Origin of the sequence: Sphingobacterium sp. R2 (assembly GCF_040760075.1) — a bacterium.
Lineage (GTDB): Bacteria > Bacteroidota > Bacteroidia > Sphingobacteriales > Sphingobacteriaceae > Sphingobacterium.
In genome coordinates, this window is sequence record NZ_CP142884.1 from 1,523,421 (window position 1) to 1,547,448 (window position 24,028).

A 24,028-nucleotide genomic window follows, 5' to 3' on the forward strand; every position below is an offset into this window, starting at 1 on the left:
ATCTATTAAAACGGTACGGCTTCGTCTGTATTTAACCGTAAGTTTGGGTTTAACTTCATGGCGTCCAATGGAAACGGAATGATGTACATTCTGGAGTTTGGCGCCAGTGTATAGGTCTTTTGCTCGACCGTCTTATTGACAATCGGGAAGACACGGACGAGTGTTTTGGCATATTCTTTTTCGAGATTTAAGCGTTTCAGATCAAAGAAACGGTGGTATCCGATCGGCAGCTCGCGACGGCGCTCGTTAATAACCAGATCCATCGCTTCCTTGCGTGTCGTCGGAACGGCCAGAATGGCCTTGTCGCCTTCAATGCGGGTTTTGCGTAGACTATTCAATAGGCTGATGGCTTTGGCATATTGATCTTGACGGGCATAACATTCGGCCAGCATCAGGTAAATTTCCGGTGTTTTTAGTCCAACGGTGGGGAAGAAAAATGCGGTATACTTGACGTTGTAGTAACTTGCTCCGGCGCCGATATCCAGGAAGCTGGCGTTGGTCTTGGTGTAGAATAAACTAAAACGCTTGTCTTCTTTATCGAACATGCTCGTCAGTTCGGGACTTAACATGTAGCTGTACCCAAAGTTCATTTCGGTGTAGCCATTGATATACATGTAGCTCAATACTTCGGGATTATTTTCGGCGATGATCGGTGTCTTGCTTGGTCCGCCCAATTTTTCATATTGTACCAGATCAATGAGCTGTCCATTCAGCTGCATGGCTTTTTCGGCTGCCGCCTGTGCTTCGGCAATCTCCCTTTTGAAAAGGTGCACCTTGGCTTTCAATGCATAAGCAAAGGCCAGCGATGGGTGATAGGGATTGTTGGGTTTCTCTTGCAGATGGGGTATGGCGTCGTCAATATCTTTTTGAATAAAATCGTATACCTGCTGTACCGTCGACTTGACTGGTTTGGCCTCCAGGTCGTATTTATCCATGATGCAGACACCACCGTCCTGCGCTGCCGTGCTGGCATCATAGGCCTTGGCGTAGACATTGATGAGGTGGAAATAATCGAAAGCTCGAAACATCTTGGCCTCGGCTTTAGCCAGGGTCTTCAATTGGCTATCGCCCGGGCTTTCATCCACCAGGGAAATAATCATGTTCCACTGTGCAATGTATTTGTAGCACTGGTTGTAAAAGCTCGATGAGTTGAGTTGACTGACCCGGTCTTCCTTTTCCTGAAACAAAAAGTTGATGGTATTGATGTTGGGCGTCAAACCGATAACATTGGATTCTTTGAGGTATTGGTCATCGACCAGGTACTGAAAATTATTGACGGGGTAGCCTCTATTGGGGTAGGCCACCAAGTCGTAATAGTCTTGTGTGGTACGCACCAATTGGGAGCCTTTTGGTGTAATGTCGAGGTATTTATCGCAGGCGGAAAAGACTACTAGAGTCGCACATGCCGCCATTATAGTTTTTAAAGTCATCGTAGATTTGGGTTAAAAAGTGAGTGAAAGTCCCATCAGGAATGATTTGGCCAGGGGCAAAGTGCGTGTACCACTATTGAGTGAATAGGATTCTGGATCGATATCATTGCCGGCGGCGCTCCATGTCCATAAATTATTGACCTGCGCCGTTAACCTGACGTTTTGCATGCCGGCTTTATGGGCCAATTGTTTTGGCAGTTGATAACCGACCGCGATGTTTCGCAGTTTCACATAATCTGCCGCAACAATCTGCTGATCGCTATAGCGCCATAGATTTGATAAGGTGCTCGCGCCACTCCGTAGGTTGTCTGGATAATCGACCATCAATCGGGGATAATCGTTGGTGGCTCCTGCTGCCCAGCGGTTCACCAGACCTGCGTTAGTCAGTTTATCGCTTGCGAAGTCGATGGCATCTTTGCGCAATTTATGTCCACCGGAGAAGACAAACATGGCCGAAAGATCAAATGCTTTATAGCGCAGACGCTGATTGATGGATCCTGTATATTTTGGAAACAGTGTCCCTAAGTTGACCAATGCATCGGGTGAATTGATATCATTGATCTTTGTAGGGGTGCCATTATCATCAAAAACCACATTGGATTCGCCGTTTTGATCCAGAAAATAAGGGTAACCATTCACCATGCCGGCATAGCGATAGGCCATGATGGAATTGTAGCTGCTGCCTTCAAAAAAGTAGTTGCTAGGCGAGCCAACATAGGACTGCGCGGTAGCGGTCAATCCATTCACTTTCTCGACCTTATTTTTGTTGAAGGAGAATACCAGTTGGGTGCTTGCTGTCAGATCTTTCTTTTTGAGCCACACGCCATTGATGTTAAACTCGATTCCTCTGTTGCGTAAGGCCCCATTGTTGATAACGCGTGAATTGGCTCCGACGGTTGGGTCGAGTACTGCGCTGATCAGCAAATCGGAGCTGTAGCGATTATAGGCATCGATAGTGGCGGACAGGCGGTTGTCTAACATTGAAATATCTACACCGAAGTTGGTGGTTGCTGTTTTCTCCCAGCGCAACATGGGATTGGGCAACGATTTTTGCTCGAGATACTGCAGGTAGGGGAAAAGCTTATCGGATTTCCAGGTGGCGGTACCATAGCTGGAACTTTCTTGATCCACATTGCCGGTAATACCGTACGTGGCGCGTAGCTTGAGCGAGTTTAACCATTCGCTGTTTTTCATAAAGTCTTCGTTGCTGACATTCCATCCTGCTCCGACAGACCATAACGGGCGGTATTTAAACTTGGGGTCTACGCCAAAAAGATCGGCCTGATCAACACGGATACTTCCGGTTAGGTTGTATCTGTTGTTATAGGTATAGCCGGCATTGGCATATAGCGAAGTGAATCGGTGTAAAGTTTCTTTTTGCGCACCGCCATTCAAGTCACCTAAGCGGACATTGCCTCCATAGATATAACTCGTTACGCCTGTTTTACTTAATGTGGCCCAGTCGATGGTAGTCGATGTCAAGGTGACGGGATTGTAGCCCACAAGCAATTGTTGGATAGGACGCGGTGTATGCGACTGACGCATCTCGAAGCCGGCGAGGGCGGTTATCTGATGCTGGCCATATTGGCCAAAGGTATTGTCATAGTTAAATTGATTGCGGAACGTATAGTTGTACCGTTTGGATTCGAATTGATAGTAACGGCCTCCTGCTGGCAGGTTCTTGGTGTATACTCCTGTCGCTGCATTGTAGCTGACCATTGCATTTGATGCGACACGCATCATGTAGCTGTCTTCGTCGTAGAAGCTTTCACGGGAAGTTTGCCCCAGTTCATAGGAAAACTGTGTTTGAAAAGAGAGTCCTTTGTAAATGGTGGCCCGCAACGCTGTAAATGCGCGAAGATTTAAATTCTTTCTGCTCTCGATGCCTTCGCCCAAGGCTTCAAGCACATTAAAGGCGGTACTTTTTAGATTTGGGTTTGCGGCAATCTGTTCTGCTGTCTCGCCGTTAATGGCCGATCCGGGTCCGACGGAACTTGAAAGGTCAACGTAAGGCGCATACACGAGGTTGCCATTTTCATCTTTGATGCGTGTATAGCGAGGCTGTAAAAATACATTATTGTAATCGCCTTCGGTTTCTTTATTGACACCGTAGGTGCCGTTCAGTCCGACTGTCGCATTTAACCATTTGGTGACGTTGAAGCTGGATTTCAAATACAGGTTGAATTTCTCATTCTTCTCGTGCTGCACTAGACCCTTTCCTTTATCGTAGTTGAACGAAACAAAGGTGTTGCTTTTGGACGAATTCTGTGAGATGCTGGCGTTATACCGTTGGCGTGATTCATTCTGCCAGACGTTGTCTGTAAACTCTTTAATATAATCGTTGTTGCGCCAGGTATTGATCGTCGCATCGCGTTCTTGCGTGCTAATGGCCCCGGTAGATTCTTTTCGGAATAGATCGTATAACGGTGAATAATATTTTAGACTTCCACTACCCAACCTTCCGTAGTAATTGAACAAAGACTCGGTATTCGCATAGCGCGATCTTTCTTTGTTGTAGACATCGATTTCATAGTCGATCAGATCGGATGTGCTGGCGTAATGCATCTTGGCGATATCCGGTTTTTGCGTGATGAACTGATCGACATTGAAGTTGACGGAAACTCCTTGGCCTTTTCCTCTTTTAGTGGTAACGACAATAACGCCATTGGCTGCCCGGGCGCCATAGATGGATGCTGCTGTTGCGTCTTTCAGTACGGTAACGGACTCGACGTCATAGGGGTTGATGTCGCTCAGGGTAAGCTCGGTGGGTAAGTCGTCCACGACGATAAGTGGATTGGTGGTGACCTGATTGGAATAGGTGCCGATTCCGCGAAGTACGGGACTGTCTGCAGCGGAGCGCGTAGGGTTTTTGATATAGGTCAGTCCAGCTACCTGGCCTTCGAGCGCAGAAACTAAGTCGACGTTGATCTGTTTGTTTAACTGATCATTGGTGACTGTGGTATATGCTCCAGGGCTACGCTCTTTGCTGATGCGCTGATATCCTGTAATCATAATTTCGTTGAGCATAGACTCTTTTGCGCTCAGCATGACCCGTACCGGCCGCGCAATTTGATCTGGACTGAATCGCATCACTTTTTCTTGAAAAGAGACGTGGCTGAAAGACAATTGGATGTCTGCAGGGTTGGCAACACTCAATTCAAAATCGCCATCTCCGGAACTCATCGTCTGGCTATTGTCCTGTAGGTTGTGGATTGAAACGCCGGGAATGGTATTGCCCAGGCTATCAATAACCTTTCCGCGCACGGGCTGACTATTGGTGGATGCCACTTTCCGATAAAGGATGATGCGCTTGTTTTCCAGACGGTAACTGAAGGGCTGATCCTTAAACAAAATGGACAACGCGTCCGCAACGCTCGAGCGTTTGAGGTTGACACTGATCGGGCGGGCCGATTTTAACAGATTCCCATCGAAAACAAATTCGTAGCCGTAGCGATCCGATAGGCTTGTGATCACTTCTTTGACATCGGCATTTTTAAAATTTAACTGAACCTGTTGAGCTTGTAGTTCGTAAGGATCAATCATGCTCATCAAAGCAATTCCAGCGACCACACTCAAGTATTTCCGCAAAAATACCGGTCGCTTTGGGGTTAGGTAGGACATGGTAGATGTAGGTTAATGTAGTATTTAGTTGTTAAATATGTATTGTTAAAAGTGAATTGTTACGCGTTAGTTTTTAGACGTATTTTTTAAGCTGATTTTTTTATTGTTCAATTGGAAATGGAGGCCGCTTGCTTCATTTAAGAGACTTAGCATTTCCTGTAATGGTATATTTTTTCGGACTTTCATATAAATCGACCGGTCGTTAGGTAGCGGGAGGGTATCGACTTCGACAGCATACCATCTGGACAAATCAGCTAGGATGACACGGAGCGACTGATCGCGGTAGTCAAAGTAGCCTGCGGTCCAAGCGGTAGCTTGCTTTAGCGCTACCTGCTCCTGATGTATTCCATTGTGGTCGGTGATGGCTGTTTCGCCCGGATGCAGCACAATGCGCTGAGCGGTTCCGGATTTGCTCAGAGCGATCCGTCCGGACAGCAGGGATGTGGTGACCTGTCCGTCGCTCGCATAATTTCGTACGTTGAAAACGGTGCCCAGCACTTCGACGTTTGCGGCTCCGGCATGAACGGTAAATGGTCTTTGTGCTTGGTGAGCTACATCGAAATACCCTTCTCCTTCTAGGGAAACTTCTCTTTTGGCAGCATCAAAAGGAACCTGAAAGGTGAGGGTAGATGCCGCATTCATCGTAATCTTGGTTCCATCTTCCAGAATAATCCTAAAGTCGGAATTGGGGGTGTAGATGGTTTGCAGACTTGGGGTTTTTCCCGTTGCGGTGACTTTTACCGTTTGACTGTCGATGCGGGAAAATGCAATTTCGCCGATCTGCCATGCCGAATCTGTTTTTGGTAAAATGGCGATTTCTTTGCCAGACTTATCTTTCACATATAAGGTGGGTGCTGATGGTGCCGCAATATCGGAAGGTGCCACGCGCTGTGCGAGGTAAAACCAGGTGGCCAATCCGGCGACCAGGAGAATGGAAGCGGCTGCCCACCACTGCTGTTTGTAGCTTAAACGAAGCGGTTGTTTGTTCGGTTGGTTTAATCCATCTGATTGGTTTAGCCTATCTTCTAATCTTTCTTTGATACGGGCAATATGGGGCGCAAAAGGTTGATCGATTTGATGTTGGTCAATATCGATCGAGGCCAAAGAAGTGAGCTGTTCGAGCTCTTCGTCGCTGGCATGTTCAAAATAGTGGAGCAGTCTATCGAGGTCGACACGATTGATACTTCCATCTAAATAGTTCTTGTAAATATTTTCTATTTTTTTTGCCATATCTATAAGTTAATACGCAACTTATTAGCAAAAACACTATCGCTGTGGTGTTTTTTTTAAAAAAAATAGAATGCGACAAGAATTGCTAAAATCTCGTCATAATGGTCTTGCACAAATTGGCGGATATGTTGGTTGGATTTGACCATAGCATTACTCACGGTGGATACAGAAATATGCAATTGCTTTGCAACCTCTTCGTAGCTTTTCTGCTCTATTTTGCACAGCACAAATATTTCTCTTCTACGCTCACTTAGGGTGTTGAGCGCTTTTTCTAATAATGCGGACTGTTTTTCTTCGATATCAACTTCTTTTTCCATCAGGTAGAGCTGCTCGAAATGCTGGTATAAATTTTCCTGCATTGCGGCTTCTTTCGCTAATTTTCTATACCAGGAGATCACATCATTTTTAGCGATTGTAAAAATCCAGGATTTAAAACTTCGCGTGGGGTCAATGGTCGATCTTTTTTGCCAGACTTTGAGGAATACATCCTGCACGATCTCTTCACTTACCTGCCGATCTTTGACCATTCGAAAAATAGTGGAAAATAGGGCATGGCTATACTGATCATATAAGGCAAAAAAAGCTTGTTCGTCGCCATGGGAAAGCGATATCAATAGCTTATTTTCTGCAGTAATATCCATAGTAAACTTTTCAACAGTCAGATTCTATGCGGATTGAATCTGTAACCAGCTGTCAAATTTACAACTTTTCGGCTGAATACTTCCTATTGCGGGCAATAGTTTTCAGCCGACAGTATGCTATGCAGTAAATTTGGATAGGCTGAGCTTATAGCCTTGGATTATCTTTTTCTATTTGCTCGTAGAGCTCAATGATTTTTTTGCGGAGCTGGATAATTTGATCGTCCTTTTGTTGTAGCTGTTTGTTCAGGATGCTTATTTCGTTGGTGTAATCTTTAACGTCGTCTGTATCTGAATTGGATACCAGCTGCAACAATGTCAAATTAAATAACTTGGCGATTTGATTTAACCGAGAGAGGTTAAGATCTGTAATCCCTGTTTCCATTTTTGAAAATGCAGGAATTGAAACGTCCAATTTCTTTGCTACATCTTGTTGCGTCCAACCTTTTTGTTGCCTGAGTAATCTGATCTTTTTGCCTAGTGTTTTCATTTGAAGATTTGTAATGGGTTAAGGTACGAAAAAAAATGCATAAACAATTTTTTTGGTGGGGTATTAAAAAAGTAAGGGCTTAAATCTGTATAGGAAACAGACACTCGGCAGGGCTTATTTTTAGTTTGATTATTGATTTTAAATTTGTTATACTTGCCATGAGGGTTTCCAGCTCTTGTCTTGATGAAATAGACCTAAGTGATAACATAACCATTATTTCATGTAAGATTAATATTAAAAAGAGGAAATTAGCGAAAAATTATTACCAGCTTTTATGTCTTGGATTGGATTTATACAGGGTAATCGAAGTTCATTTGAGGAAATCTACGATACTTATATCGACGATTTGTACAGCTATGGTAAGCAGTATCATTATGATAAGGATACCGTGTTGGATTGTATCCACGACCTTTTTGTGCACTTATTTGATAATCCAAAAATAGCGAAGCACGTTCAGGTGAAATATTATCTTTTCGCTGCTTTGCGGCGGAAGCTGCTGCGGTTGAAGGTGAAGACTGTGGCTGTCGACTCGCTTTCGGAAGACATGTATTGGACGAATAGCCACGAACTTGATCTCATCAACGATGAGGTGGAAGCCGGTGTCGTGAAAGTAATCAAAGAAAAGGTAGATGCATTGCCGAAGCGGCAGCGGGAAGTACTTTTTTTGCGCTATTACCTCGATTTTTCCTACGACGAGATTGCGCAGATGATGGGGGTAAATGTGGAGACCTGCAGGACATTGACCTTTCGGGCAATCAAGCAATTAAAAGTGGAATTGAAGCCCGTTGAACTTTTTACTATTTTTTATTTTTTTTTTAATAGATTTTAGTCTATGTTTTTGAAAATTATGCTCTATAGGTATAAAAGCATAGTTTGTGAAAACCAAGAAAGAAAAATTTAAGCACATATTCAACCTCACGCCAGAGCAGGGCCTGTCGAAAGAAGATAAGGCAAAGCTCTTTGAGCGGATTGTCCGCAGTACAGCCAAAAAACGTACGCGTAGGTTGCTTTTCTATGTTGGACCGCTCGCAGCTGTGGCCTGCCTGTTAGTCTGCTTCAAGCTGTTCTTTCCAAGGGATGCAGCAATGGAGCCGAAGCTTGATATCGAAAGGATAGCATCCATCAGCCAAACGTTGAATACACACCAAGATAGCCTCCAGCTTATTGCTGTTGATCTGCATACCGAAAGCCATGCGATTTCATTTTTGAACGTAAAGGGTTCATCTGACATACTCGATTTGATGGGGCCTGCGCCTAAAGCTGCTACACCTCAATACCATACCCTATTTGTTCCCTATGGAAAAAGACAGGAGTTTACATTGCCAGACCATTCCAAGGTATGGCTCAATGCAGGTTCATACCTGACCTACAATCCGGATATGCTGGGCAAACCCCGCGAAGTATACCTCAATGGCGAAGGGTATTTTGATGTCGCTCATACGGGTACAACTTTTATTGTTAGAACAAAAAACGCGTCTGTAAAAGTATTGGGTACCAGCTTTAATCTATCGTCTTATGAAGAGGATAAAAAAATGGCTATTGAATTGATTACGGGCAAGGTCGAACTGAGCAGTCCGCATTTCAAAGACATCACCATGGTGCCAGGTCAATTGATTACTTATGATCTGCAACGGCAGAAAGTCATCGTGGATAATAAAGCGGAAGGGAATGAAATCTTATGGACTAAAAAACAGCTTGTACTGGACCGTCTGTCTACGAAAGATCTGATCAAAAAATTGGAACGCATTTATAATGTGCAGATTCATGCTGACCCATCCGTGCTGGAAAATGCAACGGTCTATTCTGGCAGGATCAATCTGGATGTTGATATACTGACTTCTTTAAGTACGATATATGCGCTGAGAAACTATAGGATAACACAAGTAGAAAAGGAGGTGTGGATAAAGAACAATTGATTACTAACCATAAAATTGGATAAAGAGGAATTGCGGTCCCCTTTATCCGTTTAAATTAAACGTTTCTAAAAATTTAATTTCATCAAAATTATGAAAAAAAAACAGGTGGGACAAAATCTCTCCTCTAGACAATTATTGTCACCTAAAATTAGGTATAATATGAAGATAGGATCCCTTGCCATTACAGGAGTTTTACTTTCTGTCAGTGCACTCGCGTTTCCCCAGCGAATAACGCTCAAAATGAAAAACGTACCCTTGAAGCATTTTCTGCAATCTGTTCAAAAACAGACTGATATTGCGCTGCTTTACCCTGAAAATTTGTTAGCCGACAAACGGATAAACGTCGATCTTTACAAGGAGGAGCTGGTGCCAGCTTTACGGCAGGTACTCCGGAAATTTAATCTGACGATTGCACAGGGGGCTGGGCAAATCACTGTCATACCCGACCTGACTGCCCGCAGTCAGCAATTTAACAGACCGGTTGTTTTCCAGGAAAAAGTAACTGTCAAAGGACGCATTTTTAATACGGCTGAACCCCCTGTTCCTCTTTCGGGTGTTACGGTAGCTGAAAAAGGCGGGATAGCCACGTCGGTTTCGGACGATGAAGGTTATTATTCGATCACGATAGCTAAAGGGAGCAGGTTGTCGTTTTCGGCAGTTGGTTTCTTGACCAAAGAGGTGCTGGTGAATAAGACCGAAGCGAACCTTACGGTATCGCTTAAGGAAAATGTCTCGGATCTGGATGAGGTGGTGGTCGTGGGGATGACGGAAATGCAGCGAAAACATATAGCCAGTTCTGTCGCCTCATTGGATATTAAATCCAATATCGAAGGAAAACCTATTACCAATCTTTCGCAGTCGCTGCAGGGCGGTGTTACGGGACTTACCGTTCAGCAAGGCTCAGGCCTGCCGGGTGGTGACGCGGCCAGTATTAAAATACGGGGTATTTCGACGTTAAATAATTCGGATCCGCTGGTGCTTGTCGACGGCGTACCTATGGATATGAATCATATCGATCCGGTAACGGTGGAGAGTGTAACCATATTAAAAGATGCGGCTGCAGCAGCTATATATGGTGCCAGGGCGGCGAACGGCGTTATTTTGGTGACTACAAAACGCGGGAAAGCGGGGCAGATCAATGTGCTCTATGATGGTTATTACGGACAGCAATCTCCGACAATCCTCCCTGAATTTGTGGATGCGCCTACTTACATGCGTATGTATAACTATGCGCAGGTGGCCTCCGGAGGGCAAATATTGTATACGGATGAGCAGATTAGCAAAACCGAATCTGGGGAAGATCCTATCAATTATCCGAATACCAACTGGACGGATATTGTTATCGATGATTATAGTCCGCTAACCTCCCATTCTTTAGCTGTGAGCGGTGGAAATGATGTTGCGCGATTTGCGGTAACGGGCAATTACATGTACCAGAAAGGGATGTTGCCGCTCAACAAGATGGATCGCTTTAATATCCGTGCAAATACCTCCGTATCGCTTTCGAAGCGGTTTTTGATTAATCTGGATGTTTTGGGTATCAGACGGAATACCTTGTACCCAAACCGAACCATCGATAATGGGGGGAGCAGAATCTTGGACGACCTTTATCGGCTGCCGCCTACGGTACTACCCAAATATCCTCAAGAGGAGGGATGGCCAACCATTTATGGTCGGTATGCGGACATCGTCAATCCATTGGCTTATGAAGAGGTCGGGGGTACCATTGGATATCAATATGATCAGGCAACAATCAATCTACAGCCGAAATGGTCGATTACTGATAATTTAAACTTGCGGGGGCAGTTTAGCTATAGACTCAATAGTGATGTTTATAAGCAAAACCGGGATAATTTTTATTTCTTCGATTATTATACCAAACAGCTGGTACAGACATGGGCCGTGCAGCGGAATGCATATTCGGAGACCAGAAACACCTATTATTATTTGAGCGGCGCGTTGGATTACAACAAGACTTTCAAAAAGCATAATCTCTTTGCCATGGGTGGATTTTCTGTTGAGAAATTTAATGAGGGGTATTGGAAAGAATCGTCGTTGGTGTCGAGCTATGCGAAAGCAAATTATTCGTATGACAACCGCTATCTTGCCGAGCTATCCTTTCGTGCTGATGGTTCTTCCAAATTTGGCCCTGGAAAGAAATATGGTTATTTCCCGTCCATCGCATTGGGGTGGAACCTCCATAATGAAGCATTTTTTCATGTGGATGCGATCAGTAATCTGAAGCTGAGGGCCTCGTATGGGCAGCTGGGTAATGAGAATATCGGTTTATATCTGTACCAAAATCTTATCAATGCGACCAATGGAACAGAGTCTGTATGGGGTAATCCAAACATTACCTGGGAAAAGGTGAATATCCTGGATGTGGGCTTGGATCTGTCGGTTTTCAAGAATAAGCTTTCTTTAACCTTTGATTATTACGACAAAAAAACGAAGGATGTGCTTCTGAAACCTACTGTGGCACCCTCCGGCGCTATTGGTTCGGCTCCTTTGAATGCCGGTAAGGTGAGCAATACCGGAATGGAACTGTCGCTGAATTATAACGATAAGCTCGGCGATGACTTTAGTTTTTCGATAAGACCGGGCATCTCTTACAATAAGAATAAGATTACTGAACTATTGGGTGGTCCGTACTATTCGGGTATCTCGACGAATGAGGTGGGGTATGCTATAAAGAGTCATTATGGTTATGTAACGGATGGTATTTTGCAATATGCTGATTTTGCTGCTGATAAAAAAACAGCATTGGTTCCGGCGCTCGCGGGCGAAGGCCCGGGCGATATCAAGTATGTTGACCTTAATGGCGACGGTATGATTGACGAGAGCGACCAAAAAGTGATCGGTGACCCTACGCCGAGGATCAATTATTTTAGTAATGTAAGTTTCAGTTACAAGAACTTCGATTTTGAGTTTTTGTTGCAGGGGGCAGGTAACCACGATTATTCGGCGAATCTCGGGGGTAAATCTGCCGGTTACTTATGGCATCCGCTGAATTTGAGTGCCTCGGGTGGTATCCCGACAACCTATCGGGCGGCGAATACCTGGCGCGAAAATAACCAGGATGCCATCTATCCTCGTTTGCTGGCGAATCCGGCAAATAACGTGCTACGCAGTGACTTTTGGTTGTTTAATGCGAAGTACCTCCGTGTCAAATTTATTCAGGCTGGCTACCGATTGAATAGCGCCTACCTCAATAAATATGGAATTAAAAATGCGCGCTTTTACATCAATACGCAAAATCCTTTTCTCTTTACCAAATTGAAAATGGCTGATCCGGAGTCGCAAGGGGGATCGTGGACCTATGGTATGATGCGTATATTTTCTGTTGGGTTAACGGCTAATTTCTGATAAACATGAATACAATAAAAACTAAGATAAAATTACTGAGCCTACTTGTGGTGGTCCTGTCAACTAGCTCATGTGAAAAATTCCTGACGATCGACAGTCCGGACGGTGTATCGGACGAGCAGTGGTGGAATACAGAAACAGATGGGTATAATGCCTTGGGAACTGTTTATGCGGGAATACCGGGGGGCAGTTCTGGGCGGAACATCATGTATTATGCTGGACTTACGGACGAAGCCGTACAGCGCGGTGACTTTAAAGGTGATTACGACGGTTTCACGCGCGGTCTGGCCTCTAGCCGCTGGGGGGTGTCGAATAGCTTATGGGCAGATGATTATACGTGTATCCGTCGGGCCAACAGGTTTTTGGAAAACATAGACGGGGCTTATATTGATGCCGAACTGAAAGAAAGGATGAAGCTGGAGGCTAGGGCATTGAGAGCGTATTATCACATGGAATTGATGTTGGTGTTTGGTGATATCCCCTTATTGACCCAGTCTTTGACGCCGACGGAAAATCAATCTTTTCGAACCGCTCAAAAAGAGGTATATGATTTTATTGTAGCCGAATTGAAGGACTGTGCTGCCAAGCTGCCGGCAAGTTATGTAAATGCTGATCGGTGGCGGATGACAAGCGGTGTTTGTCTGTCGCTGCTGTCGCGACTGGGATTGTACTATAAAGATTTTGAACTTGCGAAGGCTTCGGCAAAGCAGGTGATCGACTCCAAAGTATATAAACTCTGGATCAGTACGACAAATAAAAATGACAGTTATTCGGAGCTCTTTAGCTACGCGGGTGAACTGAATGATGAACGGATATTTTTTAAAGAAAATGGCTGCGCGAATGCCTGGACATCTTTTGCTCCTTTTGGTATCGGGGGCGAAACTTATCTGTCGCCCACGAATACGGTAGTCAATAATTTTGAAACCAAACAGGGCAAGACCATCCAGGAGCTTGGACGTGACTCGGTGCTGATCTATCAGCGTAATCCAAATTATAAAAACAACAGGGATCCACGGTTGGCAGCGTCGGTTTTTTCACCGAACGATAAATTTCAGAACCAATATACCCTTGATCCTTTTTATAATCCGACAGATAAAATCGGTGAAACGAAGTCTACTGCCACAGGGTATTGGATAAAGAAATATATTGATGCCAGAGATCGTCAGGCTAAGAGCGGAAGTCTGGATTTTATGATCATACGCTATGCTGAAATATTGCTCAACTATGCGGAGGCAATGATAGAGACGGGGCAGTGGAGCAATGCTGAAACGCTTGCTGCGATCAATGAAGTGCGGGCAAGGGCAGCGATGCCTGCGGTTAACAGTGGGATATACGGCACGCAGGCAAAAATGCGCGAGCTCATCCGTCGGGAGCGGCAGGCGGAACTTGCTTTTGAAGGAGGCCGTTATTTCGATATCCGCCGTTGGGGGATCGATGAAGCTGTAATGAACGGTGAGGTCTTTGGGGCCACAAACCCTAAAACAGGAGAACTTGTGCGGGTACAGAGCCGGACGTACAAAAGAAATCGCGAGGGCCTGTGGCCTATTCCAGAGGCTGAGATCATTGCAAATCGCAATATGGTGCAAAATCCAAATTATTAATATTTGATACTGATGAAAAAGAAAATAAAGATCGTTTTGTTGTGCCTGCTCCTGCTGCAGGCTGTTGTGGGCTTGCAGGGATGCCGCAAGACCTATAGTCCAGGTGATTGGAATTTGCTGCCGGCGAAAGAGCCGGAGCAGCCCCCGGAGCCCGATGATACAGCTACCAAAAGTTTGAAAGTGATGTCGCTCAATATGAATGTGGGTACAACCGTTGCGAACTTTGATGCTATGTTGGATCTGATTAAAGAATATGATCCTGACCTATTGTTTTTGCGGCAGGTGGATAGTGCGACGACCCGGGCGGGGAAGGTAGATCGTCCGGCTGCCATCGGGAAAGCATTGGGTATGGTATCCTATTTCAGGAAAAATATAGATTACCAGACGGGGGGATTTGGGAATGCCGTGTTGTCCAAATTTCCGGTGAAGGAGAAATATAGCCAATTGTTGAGTCGTGAGGAGGGGAGTACGGCCGAGCTTCGGAGTATGGTGATGGTTAAAGTGGAGGTGCAGGAAGGGCATGCACTGTATTTTGCGGGCACTGAGCTGGATCCATCGGTTGCCAATAACCGGGCGCTTCAAGTCGTTGACTTGCTCAATGCGACGGAGAAATTGATGCAACCCGTGATTTTGGTCGGTAATCTCAATGAACAGGAGTCGGCCAATGGTCCTGTACTATCTTATCTTAAGGGCAGCTTTACCTTTGCGTGTTTAGGTACTGGATGTCCCTGGAATGCACCAAAAGATAAACCCACAGGTGTATTTGACTATATCACCTTTAAGAATACGGACGATAAGCTCCAACTCAGTAAATATGGCCCTTTTTCTAAATCGGCCAATAACTTTCTGCCGATGACTGCAGAGTTCAAATTAAAACTTCCTAAATAAATTATACCATGAAAAAAATAATTCTTGGGGCGATGGCCCTATTAAATTTAATGAGCTGCAGTGGGGATGAGAAATTAGATCTTACGCCTCCTGCAAAGAAGAAGTTGGTCACCATGACGTACAATATTCACCATGGGGCACCTGAAAATTCGGAGGTAGTCAATCTGGCTAATATTGCTGCGGTGATAAAAAGCAGTGGAGCGGAAGTTGTTGCACTTCAGGAAGTGGATGTCAATGTGGCACGTTCGGGTAAAGTGAATCAGGCTGCGGAGCTGGCAAAGCTACTGGGAATGGAATATCATTTTTCGAAGTCCATTGATTATAATGGTGGTGAATATGGTGTGGCTATTTTAAGTAAGTATCCGATGACCAACAAGCGGCGGGAGTTGCTGCCCATGCCGACATCGGGCGAACAACGCAGTATTGCTGTGGCCACGGTGACTCTGCCCGATGGCAAAACCATTGAGTTTGCATCGACGCATCTGGATCTGAATGTGCCTAACAGGACCGCACAGGCTGAATTTTTGAACCAGCTGAGCACTTCGTTAAACAAGGCGCTTTTTGTAGGGGGAGACTATAATGCAATACCGTCGAGCAGCGAAATGGTCAAACTCAAAGAGCGGTTTACTTTTTCTTGTATGAGCAGCTGTCCGCTTTCATTCCCGGTTAAGACACCGACGAAAGCCATTGATTTTGTTTTATTTAATGCTCAGGCCGCCAGTAGCTATACCTTGGTTTCATCCGTTGCGCTGACCGGTCAATATGCATCAGATCATTTGCCTGTATCGGTTGTATTTCAATACGATTAAGAAACAGCCAAGAGCGCTGGATAACAAGAAAGATTTGGCGTCAGTAGTAAGAAAGATTAGGCCCTGATAAAGAGAAGATTGAGACGTTGATTATGAGGATTTGGCGGCCTAGTAAAAAGGGTGCAGTAAGGGAGTCTTGTATTGGACTCCCTTTTTTATGTACTGATGTAGACTGCTTTTTTTTATAAAATTTTTCATGCAAAACCGATTTTGCCAAACGAAATGGGTTTGAGGTTTGTTTAATTCATTGTTGTAAACCTGCAAAACAGGCGGCGCAGATGTGCCTGAGTTATTCCAACGAACTATTTATAAATAATGCTAACTATTAAACAAGATGCGATTTTGGCTAAATGCTAAATCGTTTTTAAAACCAACAATTATTAAACATGAACAATGTTGATTTAAAGACAGTGGTGCGCTTGACTGGGAAATCCAGGTTGTTTTTCTCACTGATTGTGCTGGCCGGTACGATCAATCACGCCCAATCGGCTCCGAAGGTCATTTTGGAGAGCAGTTTCCTGAAGGAGACAAAAACTAACCAACAACAATTAACAGGTAAAGTCCTGGACAGCAATGGAAAGCCAATTGCGGGTGTAACAATCACTGTCAAAGGAACATCTAAAAGTACACAGTCTGATGCATCGGGAAGTTTTACGCTGGATGCGAAGGCGGGGCAAGTACTGGTGGCGACTTCGATCGGCTACAAAACCAAAGAAGCCTTTGTGGAGAACAGCAGTGTTTCGATTCAAATGGAGGCTGATCAGAGTCAATTGGATGAAGTGGTGGTTGTCGGATACGGTACACAACGGTTAAAGGAGGTTACTTCCTCCGTTGCGCACGTGAGCGCCGACCAATTTCGTCAAAGTGGTGCGCGAAATCCCTTAGACCTTATACAGGGTAAAGTGGCGGGCTTACAGGTGTCCAGAAGTGGTTCGAACCCAAATTCAGGGGTGGCGACGCAATTGCGCGGAGCAATTTCTGTGACGGGAAGTGCGAGTCCCTTATTTGTAATCGATGGAATACCTGGCGGAAATCCGGATCTGCTCCAACAGGATGATATCGAGTCTGTGGATGTGTTGAAAGATGGATCGGGCGCGGCGATATACGGTACCAGTGCCAACGCCGGTGTCATATTGATTACGACCAAGCGAGGGAAGCCAGGAAAATCGGTATTTAACTATTCCAATTATTTTCGAAAGGAATTTGTCTATAATAGACCCGATTTTTTGACCCCACAGGAATTTAGGGACAAGATTGCATCGGGGGAATTAAACCAGCCGGATTTTGGCCATTCAACAGACTTTTTTGAAGATTTGATCAACAAGGATAATTTTTCTCAAAATCACAATCTATCCCTGTCTGGTGGCAATGAATCTACCACGTATCGGGGTAGTGTAAATTTCAGAAATCTGGAAGGTATCGCCAAGGAAAATTCGCGGAAGGAATATACGGTGCGCGCAAGCATCAACCAGAAAGGTTTGAATGACCGATTGAATGTATTGATGAACATTGCGACGAATACCAACAATGCTAATCTGTTAGGCGGGGGCGGCTGGGAGAGTGAGGCCACTAAAAATCCTACCTTGTCAAATTTTAATGACGATGGGTCGTATCGTTACGATCGTACAAGTACAAATGAATTTGCGCGCTTATTTACGGAAACCAGTTACCGGAAGCAACAAACTTCTTCGCTGGATGGAAAGGCGGATCTTAGCATCATCGAGGGGCTAAAAGCCAGTGTGTTTGGATCGGTGCAACGCAATTCTTATATCGATGGTGCCTATCGGGCATTGAACAGTGAGGCGTCTATGGAAGATGAGGATTATCCAGGTGGCGGCTATGCTTCGAAATCGAATTTGCTGAATGAGCGGTATGCGTTTGAGCCCACACTCCAATACAACACAACAGTTGCTGAGAAACACAGCATAACCGCATTAGCTGGTTATAGTTATCGTTATGAGAAAGAGGAGGGGCAGAGTGCAGATAATAGGGGGTTTATAAATGATCGTTTTCATGAGGATAACCTCTCGGAAGGGCAAGCATTACGCGATGGTCGTGCCAATATGGACAGCTACAAGAATGACAATACGTTGATTGCTTTTTTTGGACGGGTAAATTATACGTACTCCGATAAGTATATGGCTCAGTTTATCCTTCGACGAGAAGGTTCTTCTAAATTTGGTGCAAACAATAAGTGGGGAAGTTTTCCTGCCGTATCTGTAGGCTGGAATATCAGCAATGAAGACTTTATGCAGGATGTTGATTTTATCAACAATTTGAAGCTTCGTGCGGGTTATGGAGAAACGGGAAATACAGGGTTTTCCAATAACGCTTCTCGATTGACATTAGGGGGTGGCGGAAAGTATCTATACCCCGACGGAGCCTACCGGGAAACCTACGGACCTGATCGTAACCCCAACCCTAACTTGCGTTGGGAAACAAAAAAGGAGACGAATATCGGTGTTGATTTTACGTTATTCAGCAACAAACTTTCGGGTTCGATTGATGTTTTTCAACGTAAAACCGTTGATCTGTTGGATACGTACACGACCCCTCAACCACCTTACATACGAAATAATATCTATTCCAATGTAGGTACGCTTTCTTCCAAAGGTATTGAATTGGCGCTCAGCTATCGCGCTATTGAACGTGACAATTTTAAATGGAATATGGACTTTACAGCGAGTACATTAAAGAATGTAATGGATAGTTACTCGAATGATATTTTTACGGTCAAGTATAAGGAGTTTGGGGACATCGGCGGAGCAGGAGCCCTCGGCAACGCATTTACCACCTATGAAGGACATCGCATCGGCGAGTTTTTTGGTAAACGATTTGCTGGATTTGATGCGGATGGGAAATGGCTGTTTTATAACCGAAATGGTGAACCGGTAAGGAATGATCAGATCAATAACTCCCGGGATGATCTCAACGCTTCGGATTTATCGGTGATCGGCAATGCTGTACCTAAATATTATCTTTCGTGGACGAATAACTTTTCTTATAAAAACTTTGATCTGAGGGTGTTTATGCGTGGGAAATTTGATTATGACATCTTAAATACGACTGCGCTTTCGTATGGTAATAAAGTGTGGTCGGGCAACCTGTTAAGAGATGCTTTCACCAAATACAAGGACATCGACGATACCTATATGTATTCGGACTACTACCTCGAAAGTGGAAGTCACTTAAAAATTGACGAAGTCACCTTGGGGTATCGATTTAAATTAAAGAATGACAGCTGGGTAAATAACTTGCGCGCTTACATGACTGTACAAAACCTGGCGACGATAACCGGTTACTCGGGCAACGATCCGGATTTCGTATTGGATACGGGTTTGGGGAATGAAGTGAATGGACAACGCTTGGGGATTGACAGCCGTGGTCCTTATCCGAATACGCGGTCGCTTTTGTTTGGTGTAAATTTTAGTTTCTAATTCCTATGAAAAATATTGTTAAAATTTTAATGCTGGCGTGCGTCGTAAGTGCGTCAAGTTGTACAAAATTGGATGAAAATGCTTACGATGTTATTGTTGCAGAAGATTTTTATACAAATAAGAATGAAGTAATTTCTGCTGTATTGCGACCGTATACCCATGCCAACGCTTGGATATCGCCTTCGGGACAGGATGGCTGGTGGCGTCCGGCCGAATTATCGGCCGACCAATTGGCCTGGCCAACTAAAGGACGGCATGGAGAAGATAATGGCAAATGGAAGCGACTACATTATCATACCTGGACAGTAGATGAAGGAGGTTTAAACAATGCCTGGGTACTGATGTACTGGGGGGTAGGCTTATGTAATAGTCCCATCGATATCCTCGAAAAATCTGATGTGGCCAGTATGGGGATTACAGCGGATGAAAAGAATCAATACATTGCCGAGCTTAAGCTTTTGCGCGCGTTGCACTACCTGAAGCTGATGGATCTTTTCGGAAATATTCCGATAACCACCAAAGCACCGACTACTGCGGAAGAACCCCTTCCGGAGCCGTCTTCTACCAAAGAAGTGTTTGAATTTATTGAGCAAGAAATTCGAGATAATATTGACTTAGCTCCAAAATTATCGCGGGCGATGTTGGGTCGGATGTCGCAGGCTACAGGGTACGCAATGCTAGTTGAATTGTATTTAAATGCTGAGAAATGGTCTGGGCAACCGAGATGGGACGACTGTATCGCGGCAGCAGATAAGCTGATATCGGGTAGCGGGGGTGGTTTGAATGGTGCCATGGAACTAGATCCGAATATTAAGGACGCTTATGTTCCAACGAATGATCTATCCAAGGAAACCATTTTTTCTATCGCTTACGACTACAAAATAGCGGATTTTTCAGCGGGTTTTCCGAGTGAATTTTATCATTTTGTGCAGAGTGAAATCTATGGCGGCGGCAGAAACGGAAATAATGGGATCGTGCTGGTACCCGGAGTTTTCGGTCAATATGCAGCAAATGATCTACGGAAAAAGGAATGGTTTTTAAGTGGTCCGATGGTGAAATTTGTGGACGGTAAAATTGTTGAAGGATCGGAAGAGTATAAAGGTGAACAGCTTGTCTTTGTGGATTATATTCGTCGGGCAAAATCTGGGGGTACATCTTCTACCATGAGTGACGGTGAAGAAAACAGTGGAATCCGATTTAATAAATATAAAATTGGTAATAATGTAGTCGGGACGGTCAATGGCGTTTTAATACCCGTTAATGAAAATTACAATAATACCGATTGGAATGTCTATCGATTAAGCTGGATTTATTTTGCGAAAGCCGAAGCGCTGATGCGTAAAAGCGGCGGTGTGGCTTCACAAGATGCGGTAGATTTAATTAATAGCTGCAAAAAGCGGGCATTTGCGGATACCGACTGGGCGGCAGCACAGTATAATACGAGTACGCTGACGTTAGATGAGCTTTTGGCGGAGCGTGGGCGTGAGTTTATTTTTGAGGGGTTCAGAAGGCGTGATTTAATCCGTTTTGGTAAATTTCATACCGCAACGTGGTGGGATCATAAACCTACTGCTGAAAACAAAACAGTGTTTCCGATACCTCAACAGCAGATATCGATGAATCCCAACTTAAAACAAAATCCTGGTTACTAGGTGATTTAGATGATGGGCGGTGTATTTCTACGCTGTAGGGATACATCGCTTTTTTTGTTTCAATTGGGGGGTGGCAATTTTCATTTGAATAATGTTATTATGTTAGGGGTACCAGCAGAGCTGCGGTACCCCATACTATAAAGGGATAAAAGGGACAAATTAGTTCTGACGTTTAATGCTGATGTTTAGATAGCGATTGTTGTCATATCCGCTCAAGGCATTGACGATAACGACACCGTATTTTTCGTCTGGGGTCTTAAAGTAGAACATGCTACCTACTTTAAGATCATTTAGCGAAAGGTTGGTCGTTTTGCGGGAAATTGCATTGTTCTGAATAACCGTTCCAGATGTTAAGGTGTTTAGAAATGTGGAGGCCTGATTGGTCTGTATACCGGAGAAATAGGTTGCCCGGCCTTTCCCGGATAGATCGGTAAAGTCGAAAGCTTTAAAGGGGATCGGACTGGCTTGTAGCGAATAGATATTATAGGAATAGGTAATGGCACCATTGGCTTCTACTTTATAGGTGCGATACATCCCCAGATCGATTTTTCCTGCATTCGCTTTGGCCTCAGCATAGGTATATGTTTTCCCTTCCATCAGGTCAATAAAGCAAGCGCTGCTTTGCGCTGTGCTATCTGGCATATAGAGCACGCGATTGTTCAGATGGGCGTAATCTGATACCACATTATAGGTCACCGAAGTATAGCCATCGCCCATAAATACGCCTTCGCTGTCTACCGCCATTATTCGAAAGGTGGTAAGCCCTACCTTATCGGCCTTAATTTTATAGACATAGCGGAAGCTTCTTTTTTCGCCGTCTGCCAATGGTATTTTGAGTGCTGCTGCACCGGCACCATTGTAAAATATCCATACTTGATGCATGTCTTTGGATGCTGAGCTGATCGTGAAATCGACATAGATGGAGTCTCCGGAAGCAACATCCTTATACGTACCAATACTAAATTCATTTTCTTGGTGCAGGGTCACTTTAACATCCGTAAACTGATTGAAAATATTGTCACCTTCCCGTTTGCAGGAAAGCAATATGCTGAAGAGGATAAGGAGCAATAAATATTTCTTTTTCATAATTAGTTGTTTAGTGGATCGAATGTACCGCCTTCATAACCGATTGTTTGCTCGAGCAGTGGCGAGGAGCTCATAAAGGTATTTGGTAGTGGGTAGAAATAATAATAATCGCGGAAAGCAAAGGCTCCATTCGCGCTTTCTGTACGTAAATTGTAGGGATATTTGAAGTAATTTAATACGGTATCTCGGTTGTTCATGTCCAAACTCTCGCGATGCATGATCCCGGCAGCGTTCTTTGCTTCTAATTTTTTCTTTAAAGCATCGGATTTGGTTTCGAACAGATACGTTTGGATCGTTCCTTCGAGGGTATGCATGCGACGGGTCCGTCGTAGGTCGTGATAGCGCTTGCCTTCAAAGGCGAATTCAATTTGCCGTTCGTTCATCAGTAAATCGCGCATCTGTTCTTTGTTGGCAGCAAGGGACAAACCGTAATCGTACTTCCCCTGTTCGATGCCTGCACGTTGCCGGATACTACGTACCAGTTCTTTAGCGAGCGCCAGATCGCCTGTTTCATTTGCTGATTCAGCATAGTTCATCATGACTTCGGCAAATCGGATTTCAATCCAGTCCATACCATTGCCGCCTATGTCATTGAAAATGCCCACAGATGCGGATGAAAGTGATGGATTGACAAATTTTTTGCAATAAAAGGATTTTATGGAGGATTCTCCGTCTGCATTGGTGTAGTTCCACTGTTTTCGTCCGGTCTTGCCGCTCAATGGCCAGTCTGCACCGTTATACACAATGGTGTTTTTGAATCGTGGATCTCTGTTTTTCCAAAAAAGCGCGTCATCATATAGGAGGTTATCCCCGCTGGCGGGTGTGCCATCTTTCATGCGATAGGCTTTGAGCAAAAGGGTGGTCGGAACATAATAATCTGCTGGTGCTCCGCCTTCGGAAGCGGGGCGCGAGGCACGCTCGACAATGGTGTAACGCTTAGGTGATGTGGCAGAATAGGAACGAAGTAGTACCGCTTCTGTATTGGCTATACCTTCTTTTAAAAAGATTTCATTATAGTTGGGCATTAAGGCCCGACCAGCAGCTTGACAGAGTTCATAAGCTTCTTTGCTTGCCTGAAAAGCAGTTTGCCACCGTTGTGCTTCATAGGGATGGGAAGCATTGTCGGTTGGATTAAACTGTGGACTGGCCCAATATAGCAGTGCTTTGGCTTTCAGTGCTGCTGCTGCTGCTTTGGTAATCTTACCTCGGCCAGTGCCATCGTCCCAGGTTACGCCATCTAAATTGGTCATTGCAGCATCTAGGTCGCTGACGATTTGTGTAAAGCATGCTTTGGCGGATACCCGACCACTTAACTCCAGTTTGTCTGGATTTTGGGGGTCGAGTACAAGGGGCACGCCACCGTAAAGCCGTGTGAGCTCAAAATACACTATGGCGCGTAGGGCATAAAACTGTCCTAAAAATTTCTTCTTAACTTCTGGCGGCAGGCTCCCTGCTGGAATATAGGCGATCGCATTGTTGCAGCGTGCAATGTCAAAGTAGCGGTTGTCGCCAATATTGGTGCCCTGGTATTTGGTGGCAATGTATTTGACATCATTAAGGGTAATTTCGCCACTTAGACCCAATACTTTTTTGCTGGCTGCATTCGTTCCCGAAAAGTAGTTTTCGTCACTGGCATAGTGCATCTGCATATCGTTTGTTGTGACTTCATGCGGATGGGAAGGCATGATCATGCTATAGGTACCAGCCAGATAGTATTCAATGGCACCTTCGTTTTCCCAAATGCGGGCGTCCAGACCACCATGATCTACGAGCTCAAAAAAATCATCTTTACAGCTCTGTGTCATCAGGGCTGTACTCGACGCCACCAATAAGGCTATTATGTATGTAAAATGTCTTTTCATGT

At 44.6% G+C, this 24,028-nt stretch carries 15 protein-coding genes; 8 read left to right on the top strand and 7 right to left on the bottom strand.

Annotated features, from left to right (window positions below; translation table 11 throughout):
- Positions 1-5: 5 nt before the first annotated feature.
- The 5 genes from VXM68_RS06425 to VXM68_RS06445 form a co-directional block, all read right to left on the bottom strand.
- Complete coding sequence (locus tag VXM68_RS06425; protein ID WP_293956085.1) at positions 6-1,430, bottom strand: RagB/SusD family nutrient uptake outer membrane protein; 1,425 nt, start codon at positions 1,428-1,430, stop codon at positions 6-8.
- A gap of 12 nt (positions 1,431-1,442) precedes the next feature.
- The gene (locus VXM68_RS06430) at positions 1,443-5,051 is read right to left on the bottom strand and encodes a SusC/RagA family TonB-linked outer membrane protein (RefSeq protein ID WP_367210802.1); all 3,609 of its coding nucleotides are present in this window, start codon (positions 5,049-5,051) and stop codon (positions 1,443-1,445) included.
- 66 nt (positions 5,052-5,117) lie between these two features.
- A complete protein-coding gene (locus tag VXM68_RS06435) occupies positions 5,118-6,281 on the bottom strand; it encodes a FecR family protein (RefSeq protein WP_367210803.1) in 1,164 nt (387 codons plus the stop codon).
- 56 nt (positions 6,282-6,337) lie between these two features.
- Positions 6,338-6,922, bottom strand: a complete 585-nt coding sequence (locus VXM68_RS06440) for an RNA polymerase sigma factor (protein ID WP_367210804.1) — start codon at positions 6,920-6,922, stop codon at positions 6,338-6,340.
- Between the two features lie 145 nt (positions 6,923-7,067).
- Positions 7,068-7,409: a helix-turn-helix domain-containing protein gene (locus tag VXM68_RS06445; protein ID WP_293956081.1), complete on the bottom strand. Its 342-nt coding sequence runs from the start codon at positions 7,407-7,409 to the stop codon at positions 7,068-7,070.
- Between the two features lie 274 nt (positions 7,410-7,683).
- On the opposite strand from VXM68_RS06445, the gene VXM68_RS06450 reads away from it, so the two are divergent.
- The 8 genes from VXM68_RS06450 to VXM68_RS06485 all read left to right on the top strand — a co-directional run bounded on the left by VXM68_RS06450 (position 7,684) and on the right by VXM68_RS06485 (position 21,078).
- The gene (locus VXM68_RS06450) at positions 7,684-8,238 is read left to right on the top strand and encodes an RNA polymerase sigma factor (protein ID WP_367210805.1); all 555 of its coding nucleotides are present in this window, start codon (positions 7,684-7,686) and stop codon (positions 8,236-8,238) included.
- Positions 8,239-8,284: 46 nt separating this feature from the next.
- On the top strand, positions 8,285-9,325 hold the full coding sequence (locus VXM68_RS06455; protein WP_312363328.1) for a FecR domain-containing protein: 1,041 nt from the start codon (positions 8,285-8,287) through the stop codon (positions 9,323-9,325).
- Positions 9,326-9,484: 159 nt separating this feature from the next.
- Positions 9,485-12,691: a SusC/RagA family TonB-linked outer membrane protein gene (locus tag VXM68_RS06460; protein ID WP_367210807.1), complete on the top strand. Its 3,207-nt coding sequence runs from the start codon at positions 9,485-9,487 to the stop codon at positions 12,689-12,691.
- Positions 12,692-12,696: 5 nt separating this feature from the next.
- The gene (locus tag VXM68_RS06465) at positions 12,697-14,292 is read left to right on the top strand and encodes a RagB/SusD family nutrient uptake outer membrane protein (protein WP_312363332.1); all 1,596 of its coding nucleotides are present in this window, start codon (positions 12,697-12,699) and stop codon (positions 14,290-14,292) included.
- A gap of 12 nt (positions 14,293-14,304) precedes the next feature.
- The gene (locus VXM68_RS06470; RefSeq protein WP_367210808.1) at positions 14,305-15,180 is read left to right on the top strand and encodes an endonuclease/exonuclease/phosphatase family protein; all 876 of its coding nucleotides are present in this window, start codon (positions 14,305-14,307) and stop codon (positions 15,178-15,180) included.
- 8 nt (positions 15,181-15,188) lie between these two features.
- Positions 15,189-15,989, top strand: coding sequence for an endonuclease/exonuclease/phosphatase family protein (locus tag VXM68_RS06475; protein WP_312363335.1), 801 nt, complete (start codon positions 15,189-15,191; stop codon positions 15,987-15,989).
- A 386-nt stretch (positions 15,990-16,375) separates the two neighbouring features.
- A complete protein-coding gene (locus tag VXM68_RS06480) occupies positions 16,376-19,426 on the top strand; it encodes a SusC/RagA family TonB-linked outer membrane protein (RefSeq protein ID WP_367210809.1) in 3,051 nt (1,016 codons plus the stop codon).
- 5 nt (positions 19,427-19,431) lie between these two features.
- Positions 19,432-21,078 carry a RagB/SusD family nutrient uptake outer membrane protein gene (locus VXM68_RS06485; RefSeq protein ID WP_367210810.1) on the top strand — a complete coding sequence of 549 codons (1,647 nt, stop codon included), beginning with the start codon at positions 19,432-19,434 and terminating at the stop codon, positions 21,076-21,078.
- 159 nt (positions 21,079-21,237) lie between these two features.
- Here the strand turns inward: VXM68_RS06485 and VXM68_RS06490 are convergent, their stop codons facing one another.
- Entirely contained in the window at positions 21,238-22,164 is a 927-nt protein-coding gene (locus VXM68_RS06490; RefSeq protein WP_294183664.1) for a hypothetical protein, read from the bottom strand.
- 2 nt (positions 22,165-22,166) lie between these two features.
- On the bottom strand, positions 22,167-24,026 hold the full coding sequence (locus VXM68_RS06495; RefSeq protein ID WP_367210811.1) for a RagB/SusD family nutrient uptake outer membrane protein: 1,860 nt from the start codon (positions 24,024-24,026) through the stop codon (positions 22,167-22,169).
- Between the last annotated feature and the right edge of the window lie 2 nt (positions 24,027-24,028).